Source organism: Leptospira montravelensis (assembly GCF_004770045.1).
Lineage (GTDB): Bacteria > Spirochaetota > Leptospiria > Leptospirales > Leptospiraceae > Leptospira_A > Leptospira_A montravelensis.
Genome location: NZ_RQFO01000004.1, coordinates 972,635 through 991,365 on the forward strand (window position 1 = coordinate 972,635; position 18,731 = coordinate 991,365).

Annotated in this window: 8 protein-coding genes; all 8 read right to left on the reverse strand. The window is 37.7% G+C overall.

The window, feature by feature from the left end:
• Nucleotides 1–30 precede the first annotated feature (30 nt).
• Nucleotides 31–3,348, reverse strand: a complete 3,318-nt coding sequence (gene carB, locus EHQ31_RS05500; RefSeq protein ID WP_135570300.1) for a carbamoyl-phosphate synthase large subunit — start codon at nt 3,346–3,348, stop codon at nt 31–33.
• Between the two features lie 21 nt (nt 3,349–3,369).
• Nucleotides 3,370–5,628 (reverse strand): sulfatase family protein, encoded by a 2,259-nt coding sequence (locus EHQ31_RS05505; RefSeq protein WP_135570302.1) that lies wholly within the window; start codon nt 5,626–5,628, stop codon nt 3,370–3,372.
• 41 nt (nt 5,629–5,669) lie between these two features.
• On the reverse strand, nt 5,670–11,270 hold the full coding sequence (locus EHQ31_RS05510; protein WP_135570304.1) for an alpha-2-macroglobulin family protein: 5,601 nt from the start codon (nt 11,268–11,270) through the stop codon (nt 5,670–5,672).
• A gap of 176 nt (nt 11,271–11,446) precedes the next feature.
• Entirely contained in the window at nt 11,447–12,616 is a 1,170-nt protein-coding gene (locus EHQ31_RS05515) for a porin (protein WP_420844100.1), read from the reverse strand.
• Nucleotides 12,617–12,833: 217 nt separating this feature from the next.
• Entirely contained in the window at nt 12,834–13,514 is a 681-nt protein-coding gene (locus tag EHQ31_RS05520) for a response regulator (RefSeq protein WP_208652738.1), read from the reverse strand.
• A gap of 15 nt (nt 13,515–13,529) precedes the next feature.
• Complete coding sequence (locus EHQ31_RS05525) at nt 13,530–16,106, reverse strand: sensor histidine kinase (protein WP_135570310.1); 2,577 nt, start codon at nt 16,104–16,106, stop codon at nt 13,530–13,532.
• Nucleotides 16,099–16,677, reverse strand: a complete 579-nt coding sequence (locus EHQ31_RS05530; RefSeq protein ID WP_135570312.1) for a potassium-transporting ATPase subunit C — start codon at nt 16,675–16,677, stop codon at nt 16,099–16,101. Before EHQ31_RS05530 ends, EHQ31_RS05525 begins: the two co-directional genes overlap by 8 nt.
• Nucleotides 16,674–18,728 (reverse strand): potassium-transporting ATPase subunit KdpB, encoded by a 2,055-nt coding sequence (gene kdpB / locus EHQ31_RS05535; protein ID WP_135570314.1) that lies wholly within the window; start codon nt 18,726–18,728, stop codon nt 16,674–16,676. Before kdpB ends, EHQ31_RS05530 begins: the two co-directional genes overlap by 4 nt.
• Between the last annotated feature and the right edge of the window lie 3 nt (nt 18,729–18,731).

Here is an 18,731-nt window from a genome sequence, read left to right on the forward strand (position 1 = left end):
TTAAACTTTCTAAATCCCAAGATTAGTTTACTATTTTTGATGTCCTCTGTGAATTTCCTGTAAGGAATTCACAGAAAAACCTTTATCCTTCATTTCCACCAAACCATGAATGAGTGCTCTTGCTGCTTGCGAAGTGGTCAAACAAGGCACCTTATATTTAATGGCCGCTTGGCGGATCGTAAAAGCATTTTCACGAGTGACCCTTGACAATGGAGTATTGATGATCAAATGGATTTTTTTCTCTTTGATGTAATCGATTACGTTTGGAAAATACCCGTCATAAATTTTGTTAATTTTACTGGATAGGATTCCATTATCAGAAAGAAATTTATGTGTTCCTTCCGTTGCGATAATGTTATACCCTAAGTTAGATAATGATCTTACTGGTTCGAGTAATTCCTTTTTTGTTTTATCATTGATAGTCACAAAAACAGTTCCATGTTTAGGTGGTTCTTCCCCTGCCATAATCTGTGCTTTGACAAAGGCTTCCCCTTTTGTCATCGCAACTCCCATCACTTCCCCTGTAGATCTCATCTCTGGTCCTAAGATGGTATCAACACCAGGAAACTTACTAAAAGGTAAAACCGCTTCTTTCACTGTAATCATAGGAGCAGAAAAACGTTTTCCTAATTTAAAAGAGGCCAAAGTTTCACCTAACATCAAACGAACGGCAATTTTTACAACAGGAATTCCAATTGATTTTGCAACAAAAGGAACAGTTCTTGATGCACGAGGATTTACTTCTAGAACATAAAGTGTTTCTTCTTTGATCGCATATTGAACATTAATGAGTCCTTTAACATTTAATTCCAAAGCCAAACGATAAGTTGCTTCTTCAATTTCTTGTAACATACGTTGAGAAATGGATTGTGGTGGCAACACACAAGCAGAGTCACCGGAGTGAATTCCCGCTTCTTCAATATGTTCCATGATTCCTGCGATAAATACATCCTTTCCATCACAAAGAGCATCTACATCCACTTCGGTCGCATCTTGTAAAAAAGAATCCACAAGAAGTGGTCTATCTTCTGATACCTCTTCGGCTTCTTCCATGTATTTATCGAGTTCGGACTCTTCATTTACAATTAACATGGCCCTTCCACCTAACACATAGGAAGGTCTAACAAGAACAGGATAACCGATTTTTCGAGCAATCTCTCTGGCTTTGTCTTTGGAAGCGGCAATTCCATTTTCAGGTGATTTTAAATTCAGTTTTTCCAAAACTTCCGCAAAACGTTTTCTGTCTTCTGCACGGTCAATGGAGTCGGGACTGGTTCCGAGAATCGGAACTCCCCTTTTTTCCAATGATTTTGCTAATTTCAAAGGCGTTTGACCACCTAACTGAACAATAACGCCGTCAGGTTTTTCTTTTTTGAAAATTGCCATTACATCTTCGAGACTTAAAGGTTCGAAATACAATCTGTCTGAAGTATCATAGTCTGTGGAAACTGTTTCTGGATTGGAGTTCACCATGATGGACTCAACTCCTGCTTCCTGTAAGGAAAAGGAAGCATGGCAACAACAATAATCGAATTCAATTCCCTGCCCAATGCGGTTTGGACCTCCACCGAGAATCATCACTTTCTTTTTCGAAGTGACATCAGCCTCATCCTCCTCGTCATAAGAGGAATACATATATGGCGTAAACGCCTCAAATTCCCCGGCACAGGTATCGATTCGTTTGTAGACTGGGTGGATGTTTTTTTCTTCTAAATATTTTTCAATTGCCTCTTCTTCCTCACGAAGAGTTTTTTCCACTTTGGCTTTTGTAATTTCAATGGCAGCTCCACTTCGAACTTGAGATAAGATTTGTTCTTCTTTACTTAGAAAAGCAAGTTGGCGATTTGAAAAACCTGCCTTTTTCATCTCTTCAATGATCGCCCTTCCCTCTTTTCGGAACTGGTTCTCTAATTGGAATAACTCTTCGAACTGATAGAGAAACCAAGGATCTATTTTACAAATTTCAAAAATCTCTTCTACACTCATTCCAAAGTTAAAAGCCATTTTTACATAAAAAATGCGTTTGTCTGTGGGACGTTTTACCTTTGCAGTAAGCCAAGTTTTTCTTTCTTCTTTAGGAATCGATTCCCATTCCAAAAGTTCTTTCAGGTAACCATCACTACCAAATCCAAATCGGTCGGTTTCCAAGGAACGAAGGGCTTTTTGAAAACTTTCTTTGAAGTTACGACCAATGGCCATCGCTTCTCCCACGGCTTTCATTTGAACCCCCAAAGTATTATCCGAACCAGGGAATTTTTCGAAAGCAAACCTAGGAATTTTTGTAACCACATAATCAATGGAAGGTTCAAAACTAGCAGGAGTCACACGAGTGATATCATTTCGAATCTCATCTAAAGTATATCCTATCGATAACAGGGCAGCAATTTTTGCAATGGGGAATCCCGTTGCTTTCGATGCCAGTGCCGAGGATCTTGATACACGCGGATTCATTTCAATGACAATGACATCTCCATTCTCTGGATTTACGGCAAACTGGATATTAGAACCACCAGTTTCCACTCCAATCTCTCTAATGATGTCAATAGACATATCGCGGAGTCTTTGGTATTCTCTATCACTTAATGTTTGTTGTGGGGCAACAGTAATGGAATCTCCTGTATGGACACCCATTGGATCTAAATTCTCGATAGAACAAATGATGACAACGTTATCCGCCAAGTCTCTCATGACTTCTAATTCGAATTCTTTCCAGCCCATAACCGATTCTTCAACTAATACTTGTGAGATGGGAGAAGCAGATAATCCTTTTTGCGCTATTTCTTCGAATTCCGACTCTTCGTAACAAGTTCCACCACCGGTTCCCCCTAAGGTAAAGGCAGGGCGAATGATGATAGGAAATCCAATTTCGTCTTTTGCTTTTCTTGCAGCATCCATGTCGGAAACCATAAAAGATTTTGCGACCCGGATTCCCAGTTTTTCCATTGCTTGTTTGAATAGTTCCCTATCTTCTGCTTTACGAATGGCCTCTACTTTCGCACCGATTAACTCGACATTGTATTTTTCTAATACACCTTCTTTATGAAGGGCCAATGCTAAGTTGAGAGCTGTTTGTCCACCTACAGTCGGTAAGATGGCATCTGGTTTTTCTTTTTTAATGATTTTTTCAAGAACAGGAACCGTGAGTGGTTCGATGTATGTTGCATCGGCAAGATCGGGATCTGTCATAATGGTTGCCGGATTGGAATTTACGAGAATGACTCGAATTCCTTTTTCTCGGAGGGCCTTGGTAGCCTGGGTTCCGGAGTAGTCAAATTCACATGCCTGCCCGATGACGATTGGCCCGGATCCGATGATCAAAATTGATTTTAAGTCGTTACGTTGCGGCATAGTTTCCTCTTTTTTTCCTATTTAGTTTTCATTTATATCTGATAAAGAACTCGGTATTAAATACTCTCCTGCGAGAGTGGCGTCTTCCCATTGGATCACAGTTTTATACAGTAAGTCTTTCATTTTAGCACTTACTGGGTGATTGGGATAAAGATTTTTCCTATTAAGAGGATCGTTTTTTCGGTCATACAATTCAAATAACACACCTTGGCGTGTAGGTATATATATTAATTTATAATTTGAATTTTGAACTGACCTATGTTTAGAAAAAGCAATGGTTTCTCGGTAAATAGGATCTGTGATCATGATTTGGTAGTCCTCTTCGGGAACAACTTGGTGGAGAGAAAGAATATTCGGATAAGGAATCCTTTGTTTTTGAAAGAAATGATCCCCAACATCAGAAAACCAAATTCCTGTTTCCGCATACACAAACCTCTCCTCTTCCCAATTGGTTTTTCCAAGGATAGGAAGTAAAGACTTACCAGGATACTCCTGTTTGGTGGGAATTCCAAAATAATCCATAAGAGTTGGATATAAATCCACACTGGATGTGATTCCAAAAAACTCGTGTTCATTTGTTGTTTCTATTTTAGATTTTGGAAATTTTATGAGTAACGGAACATGAGTTACCGCTTCCCCTCGTAAATGTTCGCCGTGCCCTTGTCCATGTACATCTTCATATAGTGCTTCCCCGTGATCCGCTGTTAAGATGATGATAGCTTGGTCATAAATCCCACGTTCTTTGAGTTCAGAAAGGATCTCTCCAAACTCAGCATCGAAAGCATATACCGCACTATCAAAAAGTCCCCTGATTTGGGTTGTTTCTTCTTCATTGGGAAGAGACGAGTTTGTGGGGTCCACAAACTTCAAATACTTATATTTACCATAATAATTGGGACTCGTAAATGATTTGTAATAAGGGTAAGAAGGAGTATAAGGGAAATGAATGACACTAGAAAAATAAGTTACCGAATAAGGAGAATCTTCTTCTCGTTTCACTATGGAACGAAGGCGGTTAAGGATACGAGTTCCGTCTCCCCAAGTAGATAACCCATCCATCTCCTCTAAATACATTCCCCCAGAAAACCAAGATCCAGTTAGAAATGGCAATAAAAACAACTGTGACTCAGCAGTTCGCTGAACAGTCATAATGCGAGCATTAAAATCAGGAGCCAATACTTCATCAAATCCAAAGTTAGCACGAGGGAAAATATCGGCGGCAAAACTTCCCACCGCATAACTTCTGTATCCCAATTTTTGTAATCTTTGTTGGATCGTAGGAAAAGAAGCAGATCCTATCCTTTGTTTTTCTTCCAAAGAAGGAAACATATCCCGAACCTTGTGGCTCATCGAATATTGTCCCGTTAATAAATCTGTCCAACTAGGAAAAGTGCGCGGAATCGTTGTATGGTGGTCATGAAAAATAAAACTATCTTTTGCAAAGGAATCAATATTAGGAGTAATACTTTTTCCATTTATTTTTTGGCCCACTTTATCATACCGAAGGGAGTCAGCAGACAAAATAAAAATGGGAGGTTTCCCCTCTTCTTTTGATTTAGACAAAGCCTCAATTCGAATCCAAATACTTGGAATTAAATATAAGAAAATTAAAAGAAAAATGATCAGTCCATAAGATTTGATATGAACCCTTTGATACTGTTTTCCTTGCCAAAATAAAATGGCAAAATAAAGAATTCCCAATATATAAAATCCAGAGAAATGAACCAAACCTAACACAAGCACATGCACTAAGGAAAATAAGGTTTCTTTATTTTTATTACGATACACTTGGAAAAGAAGAATGGTGATAAAAACAAAAAGTAGGAGTCCTAAAATAAAACTGAAGTAAAAGGGACTGGTATGATCTGTTAAAAAATATAAAAACGAAGCAAAAGATGGATATCGGAAAAAAAAGAACTCACCATAAATTTGAGGAAAACTGACTATCGAATGACAAAGTGCCAAACATTCGATAAGGAGAACCCAAGCCGATAAAACGACCCAAGAAACTTCTCTTCGGTTCAGAAAATGGTAGATTAAATAAATAAGAGAAAAGAGAGAAAGGTGTATAAAAAGAGAAACGGAAAAAACTTTGAGTGTTGTTGTAAGATAAACTCCAAAAAAAGCACCTAAATACTGTTTGAGGAAGTCTCCTACATCGACTCCCATGATGGTAAAACTTGTATTAAAGAGTAAAAAAAATAGATAAAAAAAAACTGTAAACCAAAGGGAGATTTTAAGGATTCGGATGGGGAAAAGAGGGGCTTGGTTCGGACCCATTAGAGTCATAATTCCAGAACCCCTGATTCCGTAAACTTTTCCTAGTCCCCGTTTTCCGAAATCCTTACAGTTTCATTTGGCCACTCCGCATGAGTTTCGGGGGAATACATGGCCTCAACCCGGGTGGCCGGCATCTTAAAACTTCCCGAATGGTTCAAACGAAAACTATGTTCGATGGTATGGGTTCCTTTGGGGAGATACTCAAAATACGCTCTGTACATAGAGAGAGTCCTTTCTTCAAAACTCAAATAATAGGAAGAATCGCCCGTCTTTCCTTCCGTTTGGATGATGGATTCCCTACCAAATCCCCGACCCAGAGGGAGAGAACCTGGAGGAATTGGGTCTTCCACAACCACCCAAGTTTTATCAGAATCAGCCTGGATTTCTAAAGTGACCCTAACAGTATCCCCTTTTGTCAAAACCCCGGATTTTGCCACTTGAACTGGTTCAAAAGTTCGTTTGATACGGTAGCCACTAGAAATAGGAGCCTTTAAAGGAAGGACAGAATTGACAGACCACTCCACCCAAGGTTTTCCCTTTCCATCGTAACTTACAGAAACTGTCTCCGGTGTAGTTCCGATGGTTTGAGATACCGTCTGTTTCCCGTTAGGTTCCAGTTGATACACGTCTTTTGAGGATTGGATTTTTATTTTTCCGCCGGTGACTTTTTCGGATTCGAGGAGTTTACTCACACGGTCAAAAACTAAAATGGAATAAGCATTCCCAAGTGTAGTATCATAACTTCCCCGTTTTTGCATTTTAACAAAACCTTTGATTAAACGAGGCATATCTTTTTTATAACTTGGTTCCGAAAATGACCAAAGTAAAAATTTTGCCATCGTATAATCGCGACTTCCCAAAATCCACCAAGGATTCGTAAATCCAGAATCAGCAATCACAAGTTCGGAACCTTGGATATTGAGTCTGGATCGTAACGTACTTGTAAGGCGAGACTTTACGGAACTGTCACTACCGTTTACCCTTCCCCAAATTTCTGATAAATCAATTAGGGATGCTGTTGGTAAAAATTCAAGGCCATCAAAAATGGGTCTTACTTGCTCCCATTCATAAGTTTGGTATCTTGTGAGAGCTTCCCAAACTATGATTTTTCGAATCACGGAATCGGCCCCAAATCTATATCTTTCTCCATTGACACGGCCTTCTACATATCCTTGTAAACCGGCGATCATTTTTCCCAAAACATCTTCTGGGATTTTTTGATTGGTAAGTTGTGCTGATGTTAATACATAAGCAGTGAGGATTTCACTTCCATGTTCCATACGAGCAAAATATTTAACAAGGCCATCATAATCTAAAAACGAGTTTAAATCAGATAAAACTTCACTCCATAAAACACTTGATTTCAACCCGATGGCCTTGGAAACACGTTGTTCCATACAATAATATGGATAGTTATGAAAATAATTTTGTATTCCAGACAAACTCGTTAGGATGGTAGGTGATGCCTTCCATATCATTTTACCTGACTCAGGTTTTGAACCTTCGGGAACCTGGACTGATTCTTTCATTGGTGATTCATATAAAAATAAACCAGCTTGGTATACTCTTTCTGTATCGACAGGTAAAACTTTTTGTTCCACAGCCATTTGATCAAGGACTGTTCCGTTAGGTGATGAAACCTCTAACTGGAACTTTCGTTTGGTAGTATTTTCAGGGACGGTTAAATCCCAAAAAACAACTTTAGTTTCTCCTGGAGCGAGAATGGCAGATTTTGTTTCCAAATCTTCTTTGACATCGGTTCCATTTTTTACATCCGCTACAGTAAGACGTAACCGAAGTTGTTCTTTGTTTTCACCTGCATTTCTAAGTGTCACTTCATGGCGAAGATTGTCACCTAACCTAACCACAGGTGGAATTCCAGAAAAGGACTGAATTTTTTGAGTGGTTTGGATTTTTGCCATCCCCGTTCCAAACTCTTTGGTTCCGGAAGTAACCACAGCTACAATGCGAAAAGTAGTGAGGGAATCATTTAAAGGAAAACTAAACTTTAATTTTCCATCTTTTCCAACAATGGCCTTTCCTTTCCAATAAAGTAAGGTATCAAAAAGAGAACGTGTGGATTGTTTTCCACCACCACCGCCCTCTGGTTTTGCTTTCAAACCAAAATGACGTTTTCCTATGATCTGTGATTGGGCAGTAGACGTTCCCACAGAATGAGGTCTTGTTCCCATCATGGAATCTAATAAATTCCAAGTGGGGTTCGGAGATAGTTCCAAGAGAGCTTCGTCCACAACCGCAAGTGTCACTTCTGTTGATTCCACAGGAACCTTTCCCTCTGAAGTTTTGATTTCAATTTCTACGTTTGCCGTTTCTCTGACTTGGTATAATTTTTTATCAGGATTTACAGAGACGGACAAACTGTACGGTTTGTATCCGACTTTTAACATAGTCAGACCCAAACGGTATCCTGGTTTTGCTAAATCCACAAGACCTGTTGGTTTGGGATCTCCGACGCGACCACGAACTAAAAATACAGATACAAAAACGTTGGGAGCATATTCCTTTTTGATAGGTATAGAAATCACTGGATCTTTTCCTGATACCGGAGTCACAAAATAATCGAGAACACCTTCCCTTTCTATACTGACAAGAGCTGTTGCTTCTCGGAAAGGAGAACGAATCTGCACTTTAATGGTTTCGCCCACATCCACGGAACGTTTCTCTGGGAGAATATCCATTCGGTTGTGGTCACTCACATCAAACCAAGCTTCTTGTTTGGAACTCACCCAAACATTATAACTGGAGCTGGTTAGGTTTCCCTTAGAATCTTTAGTTTCTGCAAGAAACACGATATCACCCACACCAGGCGACTTTCCTTCACAAATCAAAATTCCTTTAGAATCTGTTTTTCCTTCGCAAAAATCTCCGAGTTTTGTTACTTCTTCATAATGTTCATAGGCATAAAAACCACCTACTAAACGTTTTCGGTTGGAATAAAATTCTTTTTTGTAGGCAGTGACTTTTATTTTTTGAGAGCCAATGGTTTTGTCTTTTTGATCAAGTGCCACTAACTGAAGTTTAACGTTATCTTCTGTAAACAACCAACCATCGGGTAGGATTCCCAAATGAATTTCTGAAGGGGAAACAGGAAAACTTCTAGAAACAGTTTGGATTTCGCCAGAGGGATCGGCATATTCCATTTCGACTTGGAAATTTCCATAACCGGGAATGGTTTTTAATCCACTAAACGTATATTGCAGAAAACCCTTTTCATCAGTTTTTAAAGCAGTGGAAAGAACTTCCGGTTTAGATTCTTCTACTTCTTCTTCGTCATAACCACTGGCCTTCCACTTTCCTTCCTTTATGGATTCTGGGGAAAAGGAAAATGCAGAATACTCTTCTTTGGGTGAATAATGACCGGGAATTACTTGTGAACGAATTTTTACAGGAAATCCACCGGCCCCTCCTCCCGACAAATACTCTAACCCAAAAAGAACTTTGGATTCTCTTGGAGAAACTAACTCCTGTTTGTCGCCTGCAAGTTGTATATTCCCTTTGACTACAGGGAGGCGAAATTCCTCAACTCGAAATTGTGTGATTGTTTCCCCATAACTTGAATCGTCATTTGAATAAGGGTAATATACAATATAAACCCCATGTTTTGCATTTTTAGGAATTTTAAATTCAGATTCGGTGTGCCCAGGAAAAGACCAAACCAAAGGCAATGGATATGCCTCTCCTGACCCTTCGTGTTTGATAATGACTTGCGATGGATAGTCTTTGGGATCAGCTGGAATCAGTCCCTTATTTCCAAATCCGCGACGAACATGTCTTAAATGAACCGTTTCCCCTTTTTTAAACAAAGTTCGATCAAGAACAATAGATTTGATTTCTTTGGAATATCCGGTTGTGGCACTCGGAAGTTGGTAACGCCAACTTTCGATTCCTTTGTCCCAGGTGCTTGAGGTAAAACTAATATCGTCATTTTTTTGTACAAAAATGGTTAAACCAGAACCTAACTCATGATAACCGCAATAGGGAATTTCCTGGAAACTTAAATTTCCAAAAAGCATACTACCATCTTTTCCTGTAATGCCCGCTCCTCGCAAGTTTCCTTTACAGTCTAGAACTTTCACTTGAACCCCAGGTTCAGGAAGTCCTTGGTCAAGGTTTGTCACCCAAACAAGGCTAGTATCTTTTCCCCATTTAAAATGAGCCGAAAGATTGGTGACAAGGGCCGCACTAGAAACATACATTTTCCCTTTTTTTTCGAGAAGACTGTTTCCAAGAACATCACTCGCAAGCTCTACTACATAAAACCCTGGTGTTTCCAAAGGAATTCCCACCACTTCCATTGGCTTTTTCCCATTGGGTTTGGGAAGTGAGAAAGTCGAAATACCTGAGTTAGCTGGTGGATTTTGGAATACAGATTGTTCACGTTCTCTTGTAGAAAGAATTTGAAACCATTTTTGGATTTCTAAAATATCCATTGTTTTTTGGCTTTTTCCTCCTACACCAAGAGAAATGGATTTCATAGGCAGGTTTACTTCTAAATTTCTAAGTGTTACCGGTAAGGCAGGTTTGGCTTTCGATTCCAAAATACCAAATTTGGCACCAAACTTGGCAAGGGGCGGAAATTCATCTGTTTTAAATTTTAAAGGAAAAGAACCAATATTCGATAAACTTCTGTTAGTATCGTCGACAAGTTCCGGAACTCGAATTTCAAATTCACTGTTTTCTGGAAAGGGACCAGGAAAACTCACCCACTCATAAAATTCGTTTCCTTTTTCTGCCATTGGCGATTGAGGAAATTCAGTACCATCCTTAGAGACCAATTTGATTTTTTGTAACAAGGAACGGGATACCGCAGAACTAAAAGAAAGAGAAACTGGTAAGATGGGAATACAATCTGCTTTTGCATTTACTCTTTCACAACTAAACCTAACAGAGAATACAGGCCTTACCGTAAATGACAATACCTCATCTTCTCTAATTTCTCCACCCCAAATCGACTTAGTTCCTTTCCCCAAAACAAGTTGGATTTGCCGATCCGGTAAAAATGTTTGTTTAGATTTTAAAAGAACTGTTTCTTCTATATCGGTATCACCATTTGATTTTAAGATTGCCTTTCTTTCAGATCCAGTGACGAGGACAATAGGGATTCTGTTTCCTAATTCTTCTGAACGAAAGTAGGTATATTTTTGAAAAGAAGTAAGATCCGGTTTTGCATCCAGATGTAAAACGAAGATTTGGTCTTCGGTAATAGAACTTCCATTATATGGAGTTGCATATTGTACAGAAGGTCCTCCTGTATGAAAGGAAAAACTATGTTCCCCTTGCACTAGTTCTCCACTAAATGTTTTGGTTCCTTCTTTCAATTGGAAGGAACACTCCACACCCCCCGGAAGTTCTTTTTCAAATTCATAAACCCAGGTAGTTGAATCAAGAAAACGACTGGTCCCAGGAAGCGGACATTTGATTTGAAAGATATCAACTTTGGGTCGAATATCTCCGAGAGAAACCATAGGTTTTGTGAACCGTACGGTCACTTGTTTGGGCTGTTTGACAAATCCATTGGGAGTGAAAAATTCGATAGCCGCAGGAAGGGTTTGAGAATCATCCGAACGAACTAAAAATAAAGAAAGGAAGAGGAAAAGAAAAAGCCGGCTCTTTGCAAACATGACAAAATTTAAAAATAGGGAAGCGGCTTGGAAAGAAAAAAAAGAAAATCAGGGATATTGACCCCTCCCTGCGGGTATCATAAGGAGAAACATCTATGAACGATCATTAGACCCAAACTAAGCCCAAAAGGTTCCCATTTTATGGAAAGAAATTTACCTAGACTCTATTTTTTACCTCAGATTTTAAGAGAAAATGCCAGTAAGAAAAAATCTTCTTTTTTAGATGTTTGTCTATCATGATAAGCAAATACAGAATCTGCTGACCTGCGATATACATACTCAAATCGAAGTAAACCTGGATTATAAGTAAGAATATCAAAAGTTGCCGTGTAACCGTTAGCCATAAATCCATTTTTAGTTCCCGTATTTACCATCACCTGAAGCGGATCATAAAAACGTTCTATGCGAAAACTCATTCGGTATTCTGGAGTGAGTAAATAACTGACCCAAATCGTTCCGTGATACCACTGACGGTATACATGTGAACTAGTTTCTCGATATTCACTCAGATTTGGATCATAGGTATTTAACCAAGGTTCATAAACAAAACTTTGTTTATTTTTTTGTGCACCCACATCGACCTGACCAACTAAACTGAATTGATCAGATAAAATCCATTCCAAAATAGTATTTTGATACATCCTTAGTTGTTTTCTTTCATAATTCGGTGCCTCATTACCAATAAATTGATTTAGAGTTAAAATAAAGTGTTGGTTAAAAACATATTTAATCTGTCCACCAAATGATTTATCTTTGTTATTATCTGTAATATTTTGCCAACCATTCAATACCTGCAATTGTCCACTGAGTTTATCAGAAAATTGGTGAGACAAACGAACACCCGAAGAATAATAAGGTACGTAATCTAATGCAAATGCCCTCGTATAGTTTACATTATTTTGTGAAATCCATGATTCATATCCAATATTTCCAAAAAATATTCCTGCATCTATCCAAGTTTTATTTGAAATTTTAAAACCTACAAACGCTTCCTGTATTTTTTTCACAGAATTTTGATTAGAATATTTTTCAGTGTTTAATTCTGATGCATAATTTGCGTTTACTGAAGTTCCCCATTGAAATGCGATTCTACCTCTATAATTTTTCTCTTCTATTTTTGCTTCTATGTAGGCCAAATTTATATTAAATTCAGAATTTCGAACCGCTTGTGTCGTAAAATTTCTTTCGTTATCTTTAGGAAGGTTACGATTATATAAATAATATGAATCTACAAAGCCACCTAACTTGACAATACTTGGCAAAGGAACGGTTTTAGAAGATGAATCAGAACCTTCTTTTTTATCAATCAATTGATTTTCTTCGGCATGAATTGGAATTAACAACACTAAACTTACATAAAACAAAACAAAGAGGTGCACTCTTAAATTTATGGAACATCTGATTATGATGTTTGAAAAAACATTATATTGATCTATCATAGTAAGACCAATTTAGCATTTTTTTATCTTCTCTACAATGTTTGGAGAATTATCTTCCCTGAATTTACGTTAAGAACTTATTAAGATAAATTTGATATAACCAAATTTAAAATTTATGAGTAATTTATTGTGTCACCCAACGATAACCAATACCAGGCTCAGTTATCAAAAACCTTGGATCACTTGGGAAATCTTCAATTTTTTTTCTAAGTTGAGTGATATGAACTCTGAGGGAATTCATTTCATTTAATGCTTGGTCTCCCCAAATCTTTTTAATTAGTACGTCATGAGTTATGACTTTCCCTGCATTTTTTATTAAAAAAGTAAGGATCTGGAATTCCGTTGGAGTCAAACGGACCTGAGATTGATTTTTAATGACTTGATAGTTTAGAAAATCTACAACCAAACCTTCTTTTTCCCAATTGGTAGGTGTTTCTTCAATGGGAAGTCTACGCAAAGCGGTGCGAATCCTTGCGAGCAATTCCCCCATACTAAATGGCTTTGTAATATAGTCATCGGCACCTGAATCAAGTAATGCAATCTTATCTTCCTCGGAACTCATTACCGACAATACAATAAAGGGGACTTCGGAAAATGTACGAACTTCCTTGATTACCTCAAGTCCAGTTCCGTCTGGAAGTTGTAAGTCGAGTAAAACCAATTTTGGTGAATTGAGCGCAATGGATTCAACTGCGTCTTTTCTTGAGATCGCCTCAATGGTTCGATATCCCTTTGCTTCAAGTGCAATGCGTAACATCTTGCGAATTGCGCCATCATCATCGACTAAAAGAATCAAATCCTTCAACATATACATTTTCTCTTATTTAGAAAAAGGTATGTCAATGAGAAACCTTGCTCCCCCTTCTTTCCTATTGACTGCTTCAATATTACCGCCATGTAACTCAACGATTGATTTGGTTATCGCAAGACCAAGTCCAGTCCCTATTTTTCCCGATGATTCACCTCGATAAAACTTCTGAAAGATTCGCGAAGAATCAAGCGGAAGACCAAATCCGTTATCATCTACTATCCATTGAATGGATTTTTCAGTTTTTTCTAGCGATATCCAAACGGTTGAACCTTCAGGAGTATACATACATGCATTATAAAGTAAGTTAAAAAGAGCGTGGGAAAATAGAATTCGATCTAGTTCAATTGGCAAATCCAAATCATTTAACTGAATCTTAATTGTATGGTTTAATTTGTTTTTGCCCAAATAAGAAATCGAATCGTGTATAATTTCAGATGGATATACTTTTTCTTTTTTCAAAGTTAAATATCCGGATTCAATACGACTAATATCTAATAGATTTCCCAATAGCAAATTCAAGACTAATGAACTTTCCTGAATCTCTTCAATTAGATTTTTTCTAGCATTTATATCGGCATCAATATCAGGATCAAGGAGTGCAGATGCCGAGCCTTGAATGGAAGTCAGAGGAGTTTTTAATTCATGTGATAATGAATTAAAAATCAGATTGTATAATTTTTCTGATTCTTTTATCAAAAAATTTTTCCTAGAATCTTCTGAGAGAATATCTCGGTCCAGAGCTAAAGCAACTTGGTTTGCGACTGTATTCAGAAGTATTTCTTTTTCCAAACTCGGTTCCTCAGTAGAGTTAACATTAATTACACCAGTAATGCCTCCTGGGGAAACAAGTGGATAAAATGTAGCATTGGCAAGAGATAATGTTTCAGTATATTTTCCTGCCGGTTTTCCGTTTTTGATCGTCCAAGTAGCCACAGCCAGATCTTTTGGATCTTCAATGGCGGGAGAAAACTCACCACCTTGGTAAAAATGAAGTTTTACAGGAAACGGAAAAATTCGTTTAAAGAATGATTCACCTGTTTTGATTATTTCCGACGCCGTTGAGGTTTTAGATAAATTTTGTGTGAGTTCATAAAGAATGGAAAGTTTCTCTTCTCTTGACCTAAGTTTTAGTTCATTTTTTTTAAGCCTTGCCGTTAAACTTCCATTAATGAGAGCAATCAACATAAAAATCACGAACATCAAAGCATCTTCTAACTTCGAAATATAAAAAGTATAAAGAGGTGGGATAAACAGAAAATTCCAAAATGAAGCAGAGAGAATCGCAGCAAGCAAAACAGGGCCGCGACTAAAAAATATCCCAAGTACTGCTACAAAAAACAAATAAAGAATCGAAATAGTCCAATATCCAATATAAGAAATTAAAAATTGATTACCTAAGGTAACGATTGAAGTTAAAGCAAATACAGATATATATTGGCGAATACCAGAAGAAGGAATTAGTTTTTTATAAAAATCAAATTGTAACGAGAGATCGTCTGCATAAGGTAAAACAATAAGTTCTACACCTCTAAGTTGTTTGATGAGTTTAGAAGGTATGTTCCTCTGAAAGATATCCAAGAAAAAACTTTTTTTGGGCCTACCGATGACCAAACGATTGATCCGTTTTTCCTCTGCTATGGCTAGGATTCCAACTACTGGATCAGATTCAAAGGAGTGGATAACTTCTGCACCTAATTCCTTTGCCAACCGAATGTGAGAACGTATGGAATTGGCAGCTTCCACACTTTTCTCTTCTTCGTTTTCTGAAAAAAATGCATACAACTCAGAATTCCTTTCTAAAGCCAACTTTTTTGCATACCTCAGCAATGTTTTTGAATTAGGGCTTGCCGAGATCGCAACCATTACCCTTTCTCTGCCTTGAGGCATCCTTTTTTCTACGTACTTTGCAGTGTATGACAAAGACAATTCCCGAAGATAGGTTAAGTTTTCTTTGCGAAAAAAATTTTCTTTTGCTGCTAATATTTTTTCCGCAATGTATACCTTTCCCTCAGACAATCTCTTTAACAATTCATCAGGTATAATATCGATTAACACAAGTTCGTCTGCCCTCTCGAGAATACTATCCGGAATGGTCTCTTTTACCGGGCTTTGTATAATTTTTTCAATAGAATCTACTTGGCTTTCTAAATGTTGAACATTCACAGTGGAGAGAACATGAATCCCTGCATCTAATAGTAAAAAAACATCCTGATATCTTTTGTTGTTGAGCGAACCGGGAATATTGGTATGGGCCAATTCATCAACCAGTATATAACTTGGTTTTTCTTTTAAGATACTTTCGACATCCATTTCTTCCCATACCTTCCCCCTATATTCAATTTTATTAAGCGGAATACGATCCAAACCTTCAATCAATGCATTTGTTTCTTCTCTTCCATGTGATTCTACGACTCCAATTTTTACATCTTCTCCATCTTCTTTTAAATGATGTGCTTCCGTTAACATAGCATAGGTTTTTCCAACACCAGGTGACATCCCAAAATAAACTTTTAGAATTCCCTTTTTTTTTGGTTCTTCCTGATTTGCTATCGAAAGAAAATCTTCCGGACGCTTACCTTCATTCATTGATTATTTTTTTCCAAGATACATTTAATTTTGTAACATTTACACGTTCACGCCCAACAAATCCCCACAAAGAATACTCAGTATTTTTTTGAATCAACTCATTTAAAGTATCAATGGGAACTTTGAATTCTCGATTAAGAAAATTGGCTTGTTCATATGCACAACCAACTGAAATATGTGGATCCAATCCCGAAGCAGAGGCATATAATAATTCAGGACAGTTGCGATAATCAATTCCCATTCCATCTAAAACTGATTTTCTTTGGTCTACTAATGTTTTTAATTCAAAACTAGAAGGGCTTAAATTGGAGGCCCCACTCGGTATTTTATTGTAATCATTTGCACTTGGTCGATACATGAACATAGATTTTGAATTTAACTTTTGAGCCAAAAGTTCGGAACCAAATACATTACCATCCAATATAATCAAACTTCCATTTGCTTTCTCTGAAAAAAACAAATTGGAAATCCCTGTCACTGTTAAAGGATAAACAACACCTAACAAAAGCAAGGATACAAATAAAAATCGAATGGAGATTTCCCATTGGTTCGATGTTTCATTATTTTTCATAGATAACCTCCAGAAATAATTAAGTCAATGAGTTTGATTCCCAAAAATGGAAATACCATTCCCCCTCCTCCATAAAGAAGAAAATTTCTTAATAGTGCTGCATCAGGTGACTTAGGTATGTATTTAACACCTCGAAGGGAAAGAGGAATCAATGCGGGTATCACAAGGGCATTAAAGATCACAGCAGATAAAATTGCATGATCAGGGCTCGACAAATGCATAATATTGAGAGGAGCTAGAGGCAAAAACAAAGCAGGTAGAATGGCAAAATATTTGGCAATATCATTAGCGATACTAAATGTTGTAAGCGCTCCTCTTGTCATAAGGAGTTGTTTCCCAATTTCAACAATTTCAATGAGTTTACTTGGATTACTATCCAAATCTATCATATTACCAGCCTCCCTTGCAGTTTGTGTACCCGTATTCATCGCCACACCAACATCTGATTGCGCAAGTGCAGGTGCGTCATTGGTTCCATCACCGATCATTGCCACCAAATACCCGTTTGCCTGTTCATCTCGAATTCTTTTTAATTTTGCCTCTGGAGTGGCTTCAGCAATAAAATCATCTACCCCAGCCTCTGCGGCAATGGCCGCTGCAGTCAGTGGGTTGTCTCCTGTGATCATCACCGTTCGAATTCCCATCCTTCTTAATGTAACAAATCTTTCTTTTAGCCCTCCTTTCACTATGTCTTTTAATTCAATGATACCAAGAAGTTTATTTCCTTCTGTGACCCAAATGGGAGTACTCCCTTTTCTAGAAACTTCATCTGAAATCATCTGCATCGTTTGCGGAATATTTCCTCCCAAAGATTCAACGTATTTTCGAATGGAATCCGAAGCTCCTTTACGTACATTCCTTACTAATTTTCCATTTTCATAAATTTCTACCCCACTCATTCTAGTAGAAGCGGAAAAGGGAATCCAGTTTACGTCCAAAGACTTTAGATTTCTTTCACGAATCGCATACTTTTGTTTTGCGAGAACTACAATTGACCTTCCTTCTGGAGTTTCATCTGATAACGAAGAAAGTTGGCTTGCATCGGCAAGTTCTTCCTCTGTTATTCCGACTGCAGGATAAAAACGATTAGCCTCTCTATTTCCTAAAGTAATCGTACCAGTTTTGTCTAATAATAAAACATGAATGTCTCCAGCGGCTTCTACTGCTTTACCACTTTTTGCAATAACGTTATGTCGAATTAATCTTTCCATTCCTGAAATCCCAATCGCACTAAGTAGGGCTGCAATCGTTGTTGGAATCAAACAAACGAATAATGCCAACCAAATTGAAAAGCGAAAATTCCAATTCTGACCAATCTGAGTTCCTACAAAATTTGCGATTGGAACCAAAGAAAGAACTGTTAACAAAAAAAGGAAAGTAAGTGCGACAAGAACAATGCCTAAAGCTATTTCATTTGGAGTTTTTTGTCTTGTTGCTCCCTCAATCATTGCGATCATTTTATCAAGAAAACTTTCACCAGGTTTTGTTGTAATTTTAATGTATAAATGATCTGAGATGACCTTAGTCCCTCCTGTGACAGCTGAGCGATCTCCGCCACTTTCACGGATGACAGGTGCTGACTCACCAGTGACTGCAGATTCATCTACACTTGCAATTCCCAAAACCACCTCACCATCACCAGGAATCACTTCGCCTGTTTTGACAAAAACAATATCACCGATTTTTAATTCACTGGAAATGATCTCAGTATAATTTAATTCTCCTACCTTATCCACTTTTTTCGAAATTGTTTTGGATCTTGTTTTTTTTAAACTATCAGCTCGGGCTTTTCCTCTTCCTTCCGCGATACTCTCTGCAAAATTTGCAAAAAATAATGTGATTACTAACCAGATGAAAACTGAAATTTCAATTTGAAGCGGAATGCCCGATCCAATATAATATAAAATTTGTAACATTAAAATGAAAGTCCCGATCCAGACAGTTGCCATCACTGGATTAGAGAATGCATACTTTGGAGAAAACTTTTGAATTGCTCCACTGAATGATGTTTGCAAAAGTTCTCGTGAAATTATTTTATTTGAATTTACCATACA

What these genes read in the sequence shown, in the direction of transcription:
- kdpB (WP_135570314.1), bottom strand. Translation starts at nt 18,728, where the DNA reads ATGGTAAATTCAAATAAAATAATTTCACGAGAACTTTTGCAAACATCA.
- EHQ31_RS05525 (WP_135570310.1), bottom strand. Translation starts at nt 16,106, where the DNA reads ATGAATGAAGGTAAGCGTCCGGAAGATTTTCTTTCGATAGCAAATCAG.
- EHQ31_RS05510 (WP_135570304.1), bottom strand. Translation starts at nt 11,270, where the DNA reads ATGTTTGCAAAGAGCCGGCTTTTTCTTTTCCTCTTCCTTTCTTTATTT.
- EHQ31_RS05530 (WP_135570312.1), bottom strand. Translation starts at nt 16,677, where the DNA reads ATGAAAAATAATGAAACATCGAACCAATGGGAAATCTCCATTCGATTT.
- EHQ31_RS05505 (WP_135570302.1), bottom strand. Translation starts at nt 5,628, where the DNA reads ATGGGTCCGAACCAAGCCCCTCTTTTCCCCATCCGAATCCTTAAAATC.
- carB (WP_135570300.1), bottom strand. Translation starts at nt 3,348, where the DNA reads ATGCCGCAACGTAACGACTTAAAATCAATTTTGATCATCGGATCCGGG.